The organism is Gammaproteobacteria bacterium (assembly GCA_029882975.1).
Taxonomy (GTDB): domain Bacteria; phylum Pseudomonadota; class Gammaproteobacteria; order SZUA-152; family SZUA-152; genus JAJDNG01.
In genome coordinates, this window is sequence record JAOUJW010000029.1 from 13,061 (window position 1) to 26,888 (window position 13,828).

14 protein-coding genes are annotated in these 13,828 nt (G+C 47.3%); 9 read left to right on the plus strand and 5 right to left on the minus strand.

Annotated elements, in window-relative coordinates:
* Positions 1–94: 94 nt before the first annotated feature.
* From OEY58_17755 to OEY58_17780, 6 genes are read left to right on the plus strand one after another with little or no spacing between them, the layout of a single operon-like run.
* Positions 95–874, plus strand: a complete 780-nt coding sequence (locus tag OEY58_17755; GenBank protein MDH5327301.1) for a hypothetical protein — start codon at positions 95–97, stop codon at positions 872–874.
* Complete coding sequence (locus OEY58_17760; GenBank protein ID MDH5327302.1) at positions 861–2,219, plus strand: B12-binding domain-containing radical SAM protein; 1,359 nt, start codon at positions 861–863, stop codon at positions 2,217–2,219. Before OEY58_17755 ends, OEY58_17760 begins: the two co-directional genes overlap by 14 nt.
* Positions 2,216–3,544, plus strand: a complete 1,329-nt coding sequence (locus OEY58_17765; GenBank protein MDH5327303.1) for a B12-binding domain-containing radical SAM protein — start codon at positions 2,216–2,218, stop codon at positions 3,542–3,544. Before OEY58_17760 ends, OEY58_17765 begins: the two co-directional genes overlap by 4 nt.
* Positions 3,545–3,597: 53 nt before the next feature.
* The gene (locus tag OEY58_17770) at positions 3,598–4,545 is read left to right on the plus strand and encodes a hypothetical protein (GenBank protein ID MDH5327304.1); all 948 of its coding nucleotides are present in this window, start codon (positions 3,598–3,600) and stop codon (positions 4,543–4,545) included.
* Positions 4,542–5,261, plus strand: a complete 720-nt coding sequence (locus tag OEY58_17775; GenBank protein ID MDH5327305.1) for a hypothetical protein — start codon at positions 4,542–4,544, stop codon at positions 5,259–5,261. The genes OEY58_17770 and OEY58_17775 overlap by 4 nt, the downstream gene beginning before the upstream one ends.
* Positions 5,252–6,208 (plus strand): fatty acid desaturase, encoded by a 957-nt coding sequence (locus OEY58_17780; GenBank protein ID MDH5327306.1) that lies wholly within the window; start codon positions 5,252–5,254, stop codon positions 6,206–6,208. Before OEY58_17775 ends, OEY58_17780 begins: the two co-directional genes overlap by 10 nt.
* Before the next feature lie 59 nt (positions 6,209–6,267).
* Here OEY58_17780 and OEY58_17785 read toward each other — a convergent pair whose 3' ends face one another.
* The 3 genes from OEY58_17785 to OEY58_17795 form a co-directional block, all read right to left on the minus strand.
* Positions 6,268–7,080, minus strand: coding sequence for a hypothetical protein (locus tag OEY58_17785; GenBank protein MDH5327307.1), 813 nt, complete (start codon positions 7,078–7,080; stop codon positions 6,268–6,270).
* 141 nt (positions 7,081–7,221) lie between these two features.
* The gene (locus tag OEY58_17790; protein MDH5327308.1) at positions 7,222–7,611 is read right to left on the minus strand and encodes a hypothetical protein; all 390 of its coding nucleotides are present in this window, start codon (positions 7,609–7,611) and stop codon (positions 7,222–7,224) included.
* A 70-nt stretch (positions 7,612–7,681) separates the two neighbouring features.
* Positions 7,682–7,963: a peptidylprolyl isomerase gene (locus OEY58_17795; GenBank protein MDH5327309.1), complete on the minus strand. Its 282-nt coding sequence runs from the start codon at positions 7,961–7,963 to the stop codon at positions 7,682–7,684.
* Positions 7,964–8,336: 373 nt separating this feature from the next.
* Here OEY58_17795 and OEY58_17800 point away from each other — a divergent pair, with 373 nt between their 5' ends.
* Positions 8,337–8,846, plus strand: coding sequence for a hypothetical protein (locus OEY58_17800; protein MDH5327310.1), 510 nt, complete (start codon positions 8,337–8,339; stop codon positions 8,844–8,846).
* A gap of 47 nt (positions 8,847–8,893) precedes the next feature.
* On the opposite strand, the gene OEY58_17805 is transcribed toward OEY58_17800, so the two are convergent.
* Together OEY58_17805 and OEY58_17810 are read right to left on the minus strand one after the other, a co-directional pair.
* A complete protein-coding gene (locus tag OEY58_17805; GenBank protein ID MDH5327311.1) occupies positions 8,894–10,930 on the minus strand; it encodes a PAS domain-containing protein in 2,037 nt (678 codons plus the stop codon).
* Positions 10,931–11,112: 182 nt separating this feature from the next.
* Positions 11,113–12,012, minus strand: coding sequence for a LysR family transcriptional regulator (locus OEY58_17810; GenBank protein MDH5327312.1), 900 nt, complete (start codon positions 12,010–12,012; stop codon positions 11,113–11,115).
* 103 nt (positions 12,013–12,115) lie between these two features.
* On the opposite strand from OEY58_17810, the gene OEY58_17815 reads away from it, so the two are divergent.
* The gene (locus OEY58_17815) at positions 12,116–13,081 is read left to right on the plus strand and encodes a sugar nucleotide-binding protein (GenBank protein MDH5327313.1); all 966 of its coding nucleotides are present in this window, start codon (positions 12,116–12,118) and stop codon (positions 13,079–13,081) included.
* Between the two features lie 72 nt (positions 13,082–13,153).
* Positions 13,154–13,708, plus strand: a complete 555-nt coding sequence (locus OEY58_17820; GenBank protein MDH5327314.1) for a hypothetical protein — start codon at positions 13,154–13,156, stop codon at positions 13,706–13,708.
* Positions 13,709–13,828 lie beyond the last annotated feature (120 nt).

Genomic DNA, 13,828 nt, shown 5'->3' on the forward strand with positions numbered 1-13,828 from the left:
ATTCCAACCACAATCAAGGCTTCACCCTCGGGGCATTCATGGAGTATGATGACCCTAAGTCTTAACCTATTCGCAGATAAATGCTTAGTAGATAATGCTGGACTCTGAATTAACACCGGTAACGCAATTAACGGAATTCGACAAACACCGGTTCTATGATTTGCTGTGCCGATACTTCGCCCAAACCTCGTATGAGCAGTTCACTAAGGATTTGCAGGAAAAACACTGGGTGGTGATTATGCGGGATCAACAGCAAGTGATCCGTGGCTTCAGCACCTTAGTGATTATGGATTTTGAGCACAAGGGCAAAAAGAACCAAGCCATTTTCTCCGGTGACACCATCATTCATCACAAATTCTGGGGCACCCAGGCCTTACCCTTGATCTGGTGCCGCCTGGCCGGGCAAATCAAACGGAGCCACCCCAGCGTGCCACTGTATTGGTTCTTGATCGTCAAGGGCTATCGCACCTATCGTTATTTAAAAGTCTTTTCCAAGCAATACTACCCTCACTGGCAATATCCTACGCCGTCGTCAATCCAAGTCATTATGGATCAACTGGCCCGGAATAAATTTGCTGCGGCATATGACGCGGACAAAGGCATTGTGCGGTTTCCCCAATCGCAGGGACAATTGCACTCGAGCTGGGCGGACATTCCGGCACATGTACAACACAAACCGGAAATCGCGTTTTTTATGCAGGCCAACCCCCATTACGACAAGGGCGATGAATTGGTTTGCCTCACAGAGCTGTGCGCAAGCAACTTAAAATCTCATGCCCGGCGAGCCTTTTTGTTGGGCTTAAACGAAGAGCATCCATCTCGGTCAAACCATTCGCCCCCGGACAAGCGGCAAGCTATTTGTGAAATTGGATAAAATCACCTTTATTCGCCCCAATATGGGCGACTTTCGCGCCACTGACGCCATGGAACCCCTGGTGTTTGCCATACTGGCAGCACGCACCCCAAAGCATATTCAAATTGCCTTTTACGATGAACGTCTGGAACCTTTACCGCTGAATGAAGCCACGGATTTGGTGGCCATTACGGTTGAAACCTTTACCGCTCGCCGGGCCTATCAGATTGCGGATCATTACCGTTCCCAAGGCATAGCCGTGATTATGGGAGGCTACCACCCCACGCTGCTACCACAGGAATGCGCTCCCCACGCAGACGCACTGGTTTGTGGTGATGCCGAAGGGCTGTGGGAACAAATCATCAGTGATGTGCAAAACAACCGGCTCAAACCCATGTACCGTCACCATGGTGAGACTCCCATGGACGGTCCCTTACCGGATCGCACACTGTTTCAAAACAAAAAATATGCACCCATCGCCCTGGTACAATTCGGCAGAGGTTGTCGCTTTAACTGTGACTTTTGCTCCATCCACGCCTTTTACGGCAAACGTGTGTTTCAGCGGCCCCTGGATCTTTTAGTCGAAGAAATCCGCTCCTTGAATACCCGTCATGTTTTCTTTGTGGACGACAATCTGTTCTCCAATGTGGAAAAAGCCAGCGCATTTTGTCGCGCCATTATGCCTTTAAAGATTCGTTGGGTTTGTCAGGTGAGCATTGATGTCGCCCGTCACGAGCCGTTATTGGAGCTCATGCAACAAAGCGGTTGCTTTCTAGCCTTAATCGGATTTGAGTCGTTGCAGGAAAAAAACCTCAAACAAATGCACAAAAAATGGAATATCAAGCGCGACTACAGTGATGCCATCAATAAACTGCAACAACACAATATAATGGTCTACGGCACATTCATTTTTGGATATGACTATGATGCTCCGGACGCGTTTGACGCCACACTGGACTTTGCCTTAACGCATCGCCTATTCCTTGCCAATTTTAATCCACTCATGCCCACACCGGGCACAGAACTGTATGAACGCTTGCAACAGGAAGGCCGTTTGCGTTACCCGAACTGGTGGATCGACCCCAACTACCGCTACGGTAACGCAATGATTGAACCCAAAAATATGAGCTGCGACGAGTTGAGCCGGGGTTGTTTGCGTATACGTCGTCGTTTTTACGCGACTCATTCTATTCTCAAGCGCAGCACAAAAATGCCCAGAGCATTTTACAAGCCTTTTAGTTTAGGATTATATTTTCTATCCAACTTTGTCTCCCGCCGCGAAATCAATAACAAACAAAATAAAGCCTTGGGAGGGCAAGTTCAGGTCAAACTTCCGGCAGCCGTCAACGGACACCAAAGCCAATGAAACTAACACTGATTAAACCGAATATTGGTCGCATGATAGACGGTCCCTATGTAGACGAAGGCAGGATGGAGCCACTACAACTGGGTGTGCTGGCCGCATTAACACCTGCAGATGTGGAAGTGGTATTGCATGACGACCGTATGGAAAGGATCCCCTATGATGAACCCACCGATTTAGTCGCCATCACCGTGGAAACCTACACCGCCAAACGCGCGTATGAGATTTGTGCCGAATACCGCAAACGCGGCGTTCCTATTATCCTGGGAGGTTTTCAACCCACCTTAATCCCCGAGGAATGTGCACCACACGCGGATTCCCTGTTTATCGGCGATGCAGAACTGCTCTGGGAAACGGTTATCGAAGATGCCCGTAAAGGTCGACTGAAGCCTCGCTACGAATCCAAGCCCGGCCCGCCTCAACCGAGAGTCATTACCCGACGAGACATTTTCGAAGGCAAGGGTTACCTTCCCATGACTTTGTTACAATTCAGTCGCGGTTGCCGCTTCACTTGCGACTTCTGCGCCATCAGCGTGTTCTTTGACAAAACCCAGTACCTGCGTAATATCGATGAAGTGGTACAGGAAATACAAAGTCAAAACCGCAAATTGCTGTTCTTTGTTGACGATAATATTTGCTCCAACCATGAAGCCCTGAAACAGCTGTGCCGCGCCCTGATTCCTTTAAAAGTACGCTGGGTCAGTCAGGGCAGCATAGACATGACCAAGGACCGCGAGCTAATGCGATTAATGGTTCAAAGTGGCTGCCTGGGTAACGTCATCGGCTTCGAGTCCCTGGATCCGGACAACCTCAAAACCATGAAAAAGGCACCCAATATAAAACACTTTTCCCGCTACCGGGAGCAAATCCAAATCCTGCGCGATTACGGCTTACAGACCTGGGCCGCATTCACTCTGGGCCATGACGGCGACACCCTAAGCTCCATTGAGGATACCCTGGATTTTGCCTTAAGCAATAAATTCACCTTTGCGGCCTTTAACATTCTGGTACCCTACCCCAATACCCCACTGTACCGAAAACTGGAATCTGAGAATCGCTTGCTGTATAACGGCAAATGGTGGTTGCACCCGGATTATCGCTTTAATTATGCCACCTTTGAACCCAAGCATATGAGCCCCGATGAGCTTACCCACGCTTGTCATGACGCTCGCAGCCGATTCAACAGTGTCGGCTCTATTGTTACCAGAGCACTGGATTTTAAAACCAATTTGCGCTCCATCTACCGTTTCGGTACTTATTTACAGTTCAATCCTATTTTCCGAAAAGAGGTTTTTAAGAAACACGGTATGCTGTTTGGAGAGTGCTAGTTTGAAGTCCGTTCTTTTGAAAAGTGGATTGCATCGGCTTAGAGCATGAACCTGTGAAACTTTTGTCACTGCAAAGAATTCAAGAACTGGCGCAAACGCAGTCCTGTTGCACCCAGAAAATCTCACTGGGACTGGTGGACTTTTCCAAACCCTTTATTCACGAACACCTAACCCAATTGTATTTCACCCCTGCATACAAAACCTTGAGTTTTGAGTTAAAACTCCGCTATAACCAATTATACGCACTGCGTGTTAATGAACAGTTTATGATGTTTGAAAAGGATTTCATCAACCGCGTGATTGATAGACTGGGGCAATCCTCCTTCATTCTCAAACAAGAAGTATTGTGTCAAAACTTACGCACAATGATGCAAGAGGAAATGTTGCATCACGAAAGCTTTGCGCGTTTAAACCGTCATTGTCGTCCGAATTTATATCAGAACAGTGAGCGCTATTTTAATCGTTTCGGATTCTGGGAAGACCGCTTATTCAGAATCCTAACGCACTTCCCCGGCTTGCTGGTCTTTTTATTGTGGTATATTGTTGCGATGGAAGAATATTCCCTGGTGTTATCGCGCGCCATGTTTGAAAACACCAGCAGTTCTTTGGGTGAGATTGAACCCCATTTTGTCACGCTGCACAAAGAACACTTTAAGGACGAGGCCCGCCATATTCATCTGGACCTGCACTTACTGCATCAATGCCACCCAAAATCAAAAGCTTTGCGCACCATTAATGCCCGGTTATTCATGATGTTTGTCAAAGACATGATGACGCCTAAACGCTCCGGCCTGAACTTACTGCGCCACTTCATCCAAGAATGCCCTGAACTGTCACCCAAACAGGATGAATTGATTCAGCAATTACTGGCATTGAAGCATAATAGAGAATATCTTTGCAGTATGTTCAGCCGAGATAACATGCCCCATAGCTTTGCCTTTTTTGACACTATCCCGGAGCTCAAAAACCTGGCTAAGATTTTACCGGGTGCTGCAGCATGACGCCCGACATAGACCCAACATTAAAGCTGACCCGCTTTATGATACTGGCAGGATATTTCACCCCCGCGTATTTAGTTACCGCCGCGGTTCTGCTGTTTTATCCCGGTGTTCTTACTTCCTGGGCAGCCAAAATCAGCTTTATCCTGATTTGGATTTATGGTGTTCCTCCCCTATTATGCAGAGTCACATTAATACTTCGCCCCATACCCTTACCCTTGCGCGCCCTGCATACGGAACGACATTACAACACCTGGTGGTTGCTGACCCAATACCAAATGCTGTTTAATCGATTGGGGTTTCTCGAAGAATTACTGCGTTTACTACCGGGCATTTATGCCCTATGGCTCATTACCTGGGGTTCCAAAGTCAGCGCTTTTGCTTATTGGTCGCCGGGCATATATGTCACCGACCGTTATTTGCTCAACATCGCTCACGGTTGCGTGATTGGCTCACGCAGTATGATTTGCGCCCATTTACTCAGCAAAAGCGCCGAAGGCTACGAATTAACACTGGCGCCCATCACTTTGGAACAGCAATGCATCTGTGGTTTCAATACGGTATTGGGTCCGGGCTGCCGCATTGGCGCAGGAGAAGTCTTTCCCGCACAGCGGGTCTTACCTCCTTTTACCACTTGGGAACAAGGTAAACGCATACCCGAAACAAAGGCAACGGATCAACCGAATCAGGATGCTAACGCGGAAAAAACATGTCAATAACCTCAACACACGCATACCGATTTCCCATTCCTGCTGTTTTAAACCTGAGCATTGCTCTATCGACCTATGCTTTGGCGATAGCTTGTCTATGGCTGGTCAGCGCAGCAATCAATGTTTGGAGTGTCGTCCTGGGCATATTGTTGTTTTCCTACCTTGGCAACACAATTTTCTCCTTGTTACACGAATCGGTACACGGTGTATTCCACCCGAATCCTCGTATCAATTATGTGTTCGGCTGTATGTCAGCGGTATTTTTTCCCACCTCGTTTAGTTTTCATCGAGTTTGCCATCTCGGACATCATCGACGTAACCGCAGCGACGTCGAGCTATTTGATTACTACACCGACCCCGGTAAGAAATTTGTGGCATATTATCGCCTGTATTGCCTGCTGAGCGGTTTCTACTGGCTATCCATACCTGTGGGCTGCTTATTGCTTTTGCTGGCATCACCGTTTTTTCATTCGGCTTTTTTTCGAAACAAAGTGGTTCACGTCATGGGGCTGAAGCCTATGGTGGAAGATCTGGTGCAGGCTGATCCGGGTCTGTTACGACGGGAAATCGGCTTCACCTTGCTGTTCCAGTGTCTGCTGATTTGGTCTCTGGACTTGACGCTAACAGGCTGGTTGTTGTGCTATGTCGCTTTCGCTTTGAACTGGTGTGCGCTGCAATACGCTGACCATGCCTGGAGTGTTCGCGATGTGAAAGAAGGCTCCTGGAATTTGAAAATACATCCGGTGGTTCGTTGGATTTTTTTAAATTACCATTTCCATCTGGTGCACCACCGCCATCCCAAAGTACCTTGGTTGTATCTACCCCGCTTGGTAGACCCTAATGACCCCCAACCTTCGTTTTGGTCCATTTACTGGCGACTGTGGAAAGGCCCTCGCCTCACCAGCGAGCCCGCTCCGGTACAGCCGGATGCGGAGTTGATGGACCAGGTCAAATAAAACGCAGGCTTACGATTCTTGCGACTTGGAAAGATGGCAGGGTAGCTGACCGCTTATGGTTAGTATTGGGGATTAATCTCAAAGCTGCCGCTGTAAGAATTTTCCGCAAAGTCGGTAAAACTGAAGGTTCCTACATAGCGTCCCAAGTCCGCTTCGGTAACGTCTATAGTAGCGGTAGCGGGGTTAACGGATCCCATGTAATTACCAAAATAAAAACTCGTGATTTCGCTTCTTATGCTATTGGAATCGTATTGGTAGGTATTTACGCTCAAACCGTTGACAGTAGAGATAGCCCAGGAAACGTAGTCATCAATGTAAGGAATGGAGAGCGCCAAATTTTCAGCGTCAGATAAACTATCGTAGCGACGATCCAAACAGACATGATTGGTTTCATTTACCGACATTACGCCGTTAACAATAAGCTCACCATGATCCAAAACAATGTCCGAAGAAATACGAATTAACCTTTCTACACGAACCGTCTCCTGGGTATCGTTGTACTGATTGGCTTGGCGAGGGAACTGTCGTTGCAGCGAACCGTCACCCTGCAATTCATAACCATCTTCAACGACATTGTGATAGTAATGGGTATCGGTTTTTACGCCGATCGTGGGTAGTGATCCATAATAGATACAGCGATAAAAGTTAACTCGCCGGCCTTCATCATCGATGATCACCGAACTTTCAATGAACTCAGAATACAAATAGTCGCCAGTCGCTTTGTTGTAAAACTGTTCTTCATTTAACAATAACCAGGTTCCGCTCAGATCCTGCGCCAATAAACTCGCATCCTGCACAACGTCATCGTTGGAGCAACCATTGAGAAACAGAACCAAAACAAACGGCAATAGGAGACGATACAGCGCAGACATGGATTTACCCCGGAAGAATAAAACCGAATTATATTATGGAACCACACCCAAACCCAGCATATCGAGTAAGCAACCTTGTGCCAAATACGCTGATAAGATCACAGGCTTTAGCAAACTAAAACAGATTTTGCGCGGCAAATATTAAACGACACATAAAGACTCCAACATCATTTCCACTACATCGTCTTCTTCACCTTCGTGTTTTAACTCACAGGCGTAAGAGACATACAGCAATAACGGGCCTCGGCGTAAATACCATTCGCGCCAGTATTCACCTTTGGATTCATAATCAAGGAACAAACCATCAAATTGCCCCAGATCCACGTCCTCCGCATCGGCACCTGATTGAATATGATCACCCGCCATATCCTGCAAGGTCTGATCATCAACATCCTGATCCATGTGCACCGCACTAATATGCAACTCGCCCGGGCCATCCTGCTGATACAATATCTCGCAATCGGGGTCGGACTCCACTTGCCAGTCATCAGGGATTTTGATTTGCCAGTATCGAGTTTTATGGGTTTTCATGCAGGTCACTACTGAATTACGCAGCTGCGGCAATGAGTGGCACAGCTGCTATTTGGTTGTATTTATTAATTTATTCCGTACGATTGGTAATTTCGATTAAATGATAACCAAACTGGGTTTTGACGGGCCCCTGTACTGTATTCACATCGGCGGAAAACACCACTTCATCAAACTCACGCACCATTTGTCCGGGAGAAAATTCACCCAGATCGCCACCTTGAGTTTCGGAGGGACAGCTGGAAAATTCTTTTGCCATTTGAGCAAAATCCGCACCACCACTAATTTTATCTTTAATTTCGCGACACTGGTCCTCTGTTTCCACCAATATGTGTCTTGCCGAAGCTTTAGCCATCATTAATCTCCTGTGTAGGAAATCCGCAAAAAGCCCGACTTTGGTGGCTGGTTCCTTAGCGCCACTCCAAACCCAGACTCTCCCCAAATTTCACGTTAAAGCAGTTAAGTATAGCATGGAGTGATTAATAAACGTTAAACTAACAATAATTTGCCGTGTTTTTTAGATAGATTCTAATTATCAGACGGAACTGTACAAAAGTACGGTTTCGAGATAACAAGGACGGATGTAACATTTTATGTAGATAAAAGGGAATAAAAACCATGAACATTTGTACTATAAATAAAAACGTCAAACTCAAATAAAGCGATTTGACAAAGGAAGCTTAGATCCAGTCTAGCTTACCGGTACATATAATAAGAGGGACCCCATTTTGAATACAGCCAATAACGCTCAACAGGTACTGGACGCAGCACCTATGCTGATACGGTACGCCCATGCCCTGTGCACTGAGGAAAATAAGATTCAACAGACACTTAGCGAAGCCTTACAGCACGCTCTGGCGAAATTACACCGCCGCGATCCGGAAATAAAACTTCGTACCTGGCTTTTTGCAATCGCACATAAATTACTGAGCAGTGATTCTATTGAGCCGAAACGCCCGAAAGGCGTGTATCATATTTGCGGCTCTCCCGCCAGGAAGCCCCTGAGCGAAGTTGATATCTTTTATGATTCGTTTTCAATGGAACAGCGTGCAGTTATCTATCTGACTCAAGTGGAAGAATTCAATTTGGAGGAAACAGCATACATTCTGCACTTGCCCACTTATATGGTGAATACCCTGTTGGATGAAGCCAGAGACGCGCTAGGAGAAAACTTGGCTACGATTACTGAGGAACTTGTGCATACCCCACCAAAAAACCGCAACATACTTCAGTTCTGAATCAAACCGGCAGTCGTAAGCTTCCGACGACAAACCGCATCAGAGATTTACGCTGCAGTTTTTTTTAACAACTCGCCAATCCGTTGCACTAAACCGCCTCCATCCACCGGTTTTTGCATATAGCAAATATCCTGGTTTTCGGCTTCTTGAGGATTCACCTTATCACTATAGCCGCTGCACAAGATAGCAGGCAACGACGGTGTGATTTCCCGCATCTGCTGAATCAATTGCAAACCCGTCAATTTCGGCATGGTTTGATCAGTTACCACTATGGGAAACCGGGATGGGTTTTCTTTGTACGTCGCCAACGCTCTTTCGCTATCGGTGACCACATGCGGAACGTAACCGTGGTGGCTGATTAACTCTCCCACAAACCCGGCCAGACTCTCTTCATCATCCACTATCAATACTTCCTCTCCCGCGCCACTAATGTGACGGGTTTTAAGATTATTAGAATCCATCGGCTTAGCAGGCACATCCAAAGGTGGAAACAACATACGAAATGTACTGCCTTTACCTTCCGCTGAATCTACCAATATGTGGCCATTGCAACCTTTCATGATTCCGTATATCACCGCCAAACCCATGCCGGTACCCTTTCCCACCATTTTGCTGGTATAAAACGGAGTGAATATATCATCGAAGGTACTCGCATCGATGCCGCAACCCGTATCTGTCACTGCCAACTCCACCCAATCTCCGGAAATAGGCTGATGTGACACAGAGGACTCTGTGTGTAAATCTCGCACCCATCCCAGACGCACGGTCATCAGCCCCGCCCCATCCATAGCATCCCTGGCATTAACCGCCAAATTCATCAGAATCTGATTCAGCTGTGTGGCATTCATTAAGACGCCGGGTAAGTCCTCATCAATCTGAGTTTCTATTTGCATACTGGCCGGCAATGTGGCTCTGAGCATTTTAATGTCTTCTTTCACCAAGAGACTCAAGTCTACAGGCTCCAGGTCCGCCGGATCATTTCGACTGAATGCCAACATTTGTGCGACCAGACTGGTGGCTCGCTCACTGGCCGTGTGAATATGCTCCAGGTAAGTAAGGAGTTTAGTCTCGTTTTTGTTCTTACAATATTCATGACCCAAACTGGTATAGCCGGTAATGATACCCAGCAGATTATTGAAATCATGGGCAATACCCCCCGTCAGATTACCAATGGACTCCATTTTATGAACCTGCTGCAACTCTCGCTGTAACCGCTGGCGTTCTGCATCGGCTTTTTTATGCTCAGTAATATCGTCGGAAACACCCAACAAATATTTGGGTTCTCCATCCTTACCGTAGATTGCCACTTTGCGGGTATGCAAGCTGCGAGTACCCTGAGGAGTATCGATCGGCTCGTCTGGAATGTCCTCCAACTCACCAGAGGCCAAAACCACGCGATCACGCCCGGTAAAAAAGTCGGCCTGTTCTTTGGGGAAAAAATCATAGTCATTTTTGCCAATGATTTGTTCCCGAGATATGCCTGTCAATCTTTCGCCGGCTCGATTAAACCGCGCATAACGCAATTCCTTTGCTTCTTTGAGAAAAATCATACTTGGCAGGTGGTCAATAATGTCCACCAGTTCTTTTTCCTGCTCAGAAAGCGCATCTTCGATTTTCTTACGCCCGGTAATATCGTATAGGATAACCAGATGTTCACCTTTATAGGTGTCACACAGGGGCGCCGCACTGGCCAGCACCGTGCGTATCGAGCCGTCCTTGCAGCAAATTTGTAATTCCAAGGGCTCAAACGGGGCCCCCGTACGTGCCGCGGTGTCCAAGTGTTCTCGCCAGCTGTCAATAACCCATTGACGATAGCTCTCATCGGGGTAAGCCTTGGGCCACCAATGCTCCAGGGTAGGTATATCCTCCAGGGTGTAGCCAAAAACCGCAATAAATGCCGGGTTCAAATAGGTAATGTCACCATCATCATCGTTTAGTGCGTATGGTACCGGGGAAGCGTCAATGACGTTATGAAATTTGGCTTGCTCCAGGTCCAGGAGCCTCTTTTCCAATCCGGCAATTTTTGTGTTGGCCTGTTCCAATGCCAGACGCAATGCTTCCTTTGTTTGTTCCTTCTCAGTCATTCGACTACCTTGGTGTTTACATTGCCTCAACAGATAAATTCTAGCAGCTCTATGAAAAAGCTCCTGCCAATAATTTCTAAAGCCGTCATTTTCCACTAAGCCGTCTTAGTAAAATCGGCTTGACACTTTTGGATCTGAACATTACAACTCCCCAAGTTTACAATGTTGCCAACATCGCAAAGCTACAACATAATGTTTTCATAAGGATCTGCCTTAAACCAGTCAGCTAAAAATCGCATCAGTGCACGTATACGACTGTTGTATTGCACATCACTGTGGCAAACAATCCAAAACTCCAAAACGGGCAATGGAACCCATTGCATCACCGGTACCAGTTCAGGCCAGAGTTTGGCCAAAGCCACATGCCCCCCCACAATCCCAGCTCCGGCCCTGGCCAAGTTAATTTGGGCCAGCAGATGGTCTGTACGTAAAGCAAAATTCTGACGCACCAGCGGAAAACCCAATTTTGCAGCCTCTTCGATGTACTCCGTACTTTCATCATATCCAATCATTGTGTGGCTCTGTAATTCTGCAATGGATTTTGGTTCTCCCAAGCGTTTGACATAGTCACGATGCGCGTAAAAGCCCAAAGGCATATCCGCTAAGCGCTGTGCCACCAAATCTGGCTGTGTGGGTCGAAACATACGCAAGGCAATATCCGCCTCTCGCTTACTCAAACTACTGACTTGATTGGAAATCACAATCTCTATTTGCACCCCCGGATGTTGCTCACGAAATTTCGCCAACGCTTTCGGTAACAAATAGATTCCCACGATTTCATTGGCACTAATTCGCACACTACCTTCCAGCACGGAAGACAATCCAGATGCCAGGCGGTTAAAATCATTAGCCGCGGTAGCCATACGGCTTGCTGCATCCACTAAGGATTGCCCCGATTCTGTGAGCTGCAAACCCCTTGTGGTACGTCTGAATAAATTTAAACCGCTACCTGACTCCAAGGCCTGGATATCCCGAGTTAAGGTGGGCTGAGAAACGCCCAACTGCCGGGCAGCGGCTGACAAACTGCCCTGCTCCGCAACCATAAGGAAGGAACGAATAAGGCTCCACTCTACGTTATTCATATTTGAATATCCTGTATAAGTTTTTATCTATTCTCTATTCATTATTCTATATCCATACTACACACAGTTTCAACGAACGAATCTTTGAAAAAGGAGATAACATATGAAAACGGCTTTGATATTAGGCATTTCCGGAAATTTTGGTTCCCATATGGCCCAGACCCTGGCTCGTCGGGGTTACGCTATCCGTACCCTGTTGAGACAGCCCACCCGCTTACCTGAACGTTTCCAGGGCGCTCAAGTCTTTCAAGGTGAGGTAGCCAACCTGGAACAACTACGTTGTGCTGCGGAAGGCGCACAAATTATTGTTTATGGCGTTAACCCTGCCAATTATCGTTGGGATGGGGTGGCCTTACCCTTGCTGGAGAATGCCGCTACCGTTGCCGAAGAAAACCAACTCACCCTGCTGTTTCCGGGTAATGTGTATGTTTTCGACCCCAAGGACGGTCCGGAATTTTCCGAAACCGCGGTCATGAAACCAAAGACCTCAAAAGGCCAAATTCGTCTCGCCATGGAGCGGCGATTGCAACAGGCCGGCGACAATGGAGCCCAGGTCATCGTCATGCGCATGGGAGATTTCATCAGTAACGATACCCGCAGTTCCTGGTTGGGGCATTTGCTTAAACCCACAAAAACGGGCTATCAAGTAATCGCCGCGGGCAGAACCGATCTGACCCACACCTGGGCCTATTTGCCGGACGCCGCAGCTGCCTGTGCCGACATATTGGAAATGCGTCAGCACCTACCGACACACAATGTATTCCACTTTCGAGGCCACCGCTTCAGCTTCGATGACTTGGCACAAACCGTAGAACAGCTCAGCGGTGTCAGGGTAAAACGCAATTCATTCCCCTGGTTGGTGCTGCGTCTGTTGGCACCGTTCAACACAGCCTTTAAAGGATTGGTGGAAATGCGTTACCTATGGCAACAGGAAGTCAATCTTGCTGAAGATGCACTGCAACGGGCTTTGGGCGGGCAAGTACCCCATACCCCACTGGCAGAGGCATTGGTGCAAACCGGTTTAACATGCCCTGTGGAATCCCCAGGCTACCGTGCAATGGCTCAATGAAATCTGTAAACAGGCGGAAGTATCATATACTTAATACAGTACTTCCGCTATTTGCTTCAGGAGAAAGTGTCTATGAGCATTCTCAACAATCGGGTCCAAATAGGCGCTAACTATGTAAAACAAGCTCCCTGGAAACACGTCATCGGAGTGCCTTTGATCTACTTGCCAATTCTAACCACCCTGCCCTTTGTACTCATAGGAGTAATATTGGTGAAGATCCACTTACACTATGTGGGTGGTATGAACATACGCTCTTATTGGGACTTTGTCCCTGCCTGGATTTCACATCGCTACCGTTACCACAACCAAATCGTTTACTCCACCGGTGCCCGCTGGTTCAATCTACGTGCCCTAAAGTGGTATTGGATCTTCAACTGCAAACTGTATTGCCCATTAAGCGTGGCGTTGTTTCGCTACTCGGCATATTTGGTAACTATCGTCGAAAACTGGTGGTGTCCCTTCGCCCATGACAAAAAAACCGAATACGCCCAGGGTGCCATCGACAAATCATACTGGCATTTATATGAAGCGGAACGGGAAAAATTACACCCGGATGATTTGAACAATCCAATTTGGAATGAAGCAGCAACATCTGCGGATACAAGTAGCGATGAAAACGGATTCTAATATCAGCCCAAACTCTGTCGCGCACCGAAAAACTTCTATTGCTAATAGTTAATAAAACCAAGCATAAAGTCTGCATGGTGAAATACGCAAGCTATTCCAGCCTAGCCGTCTACACGAATT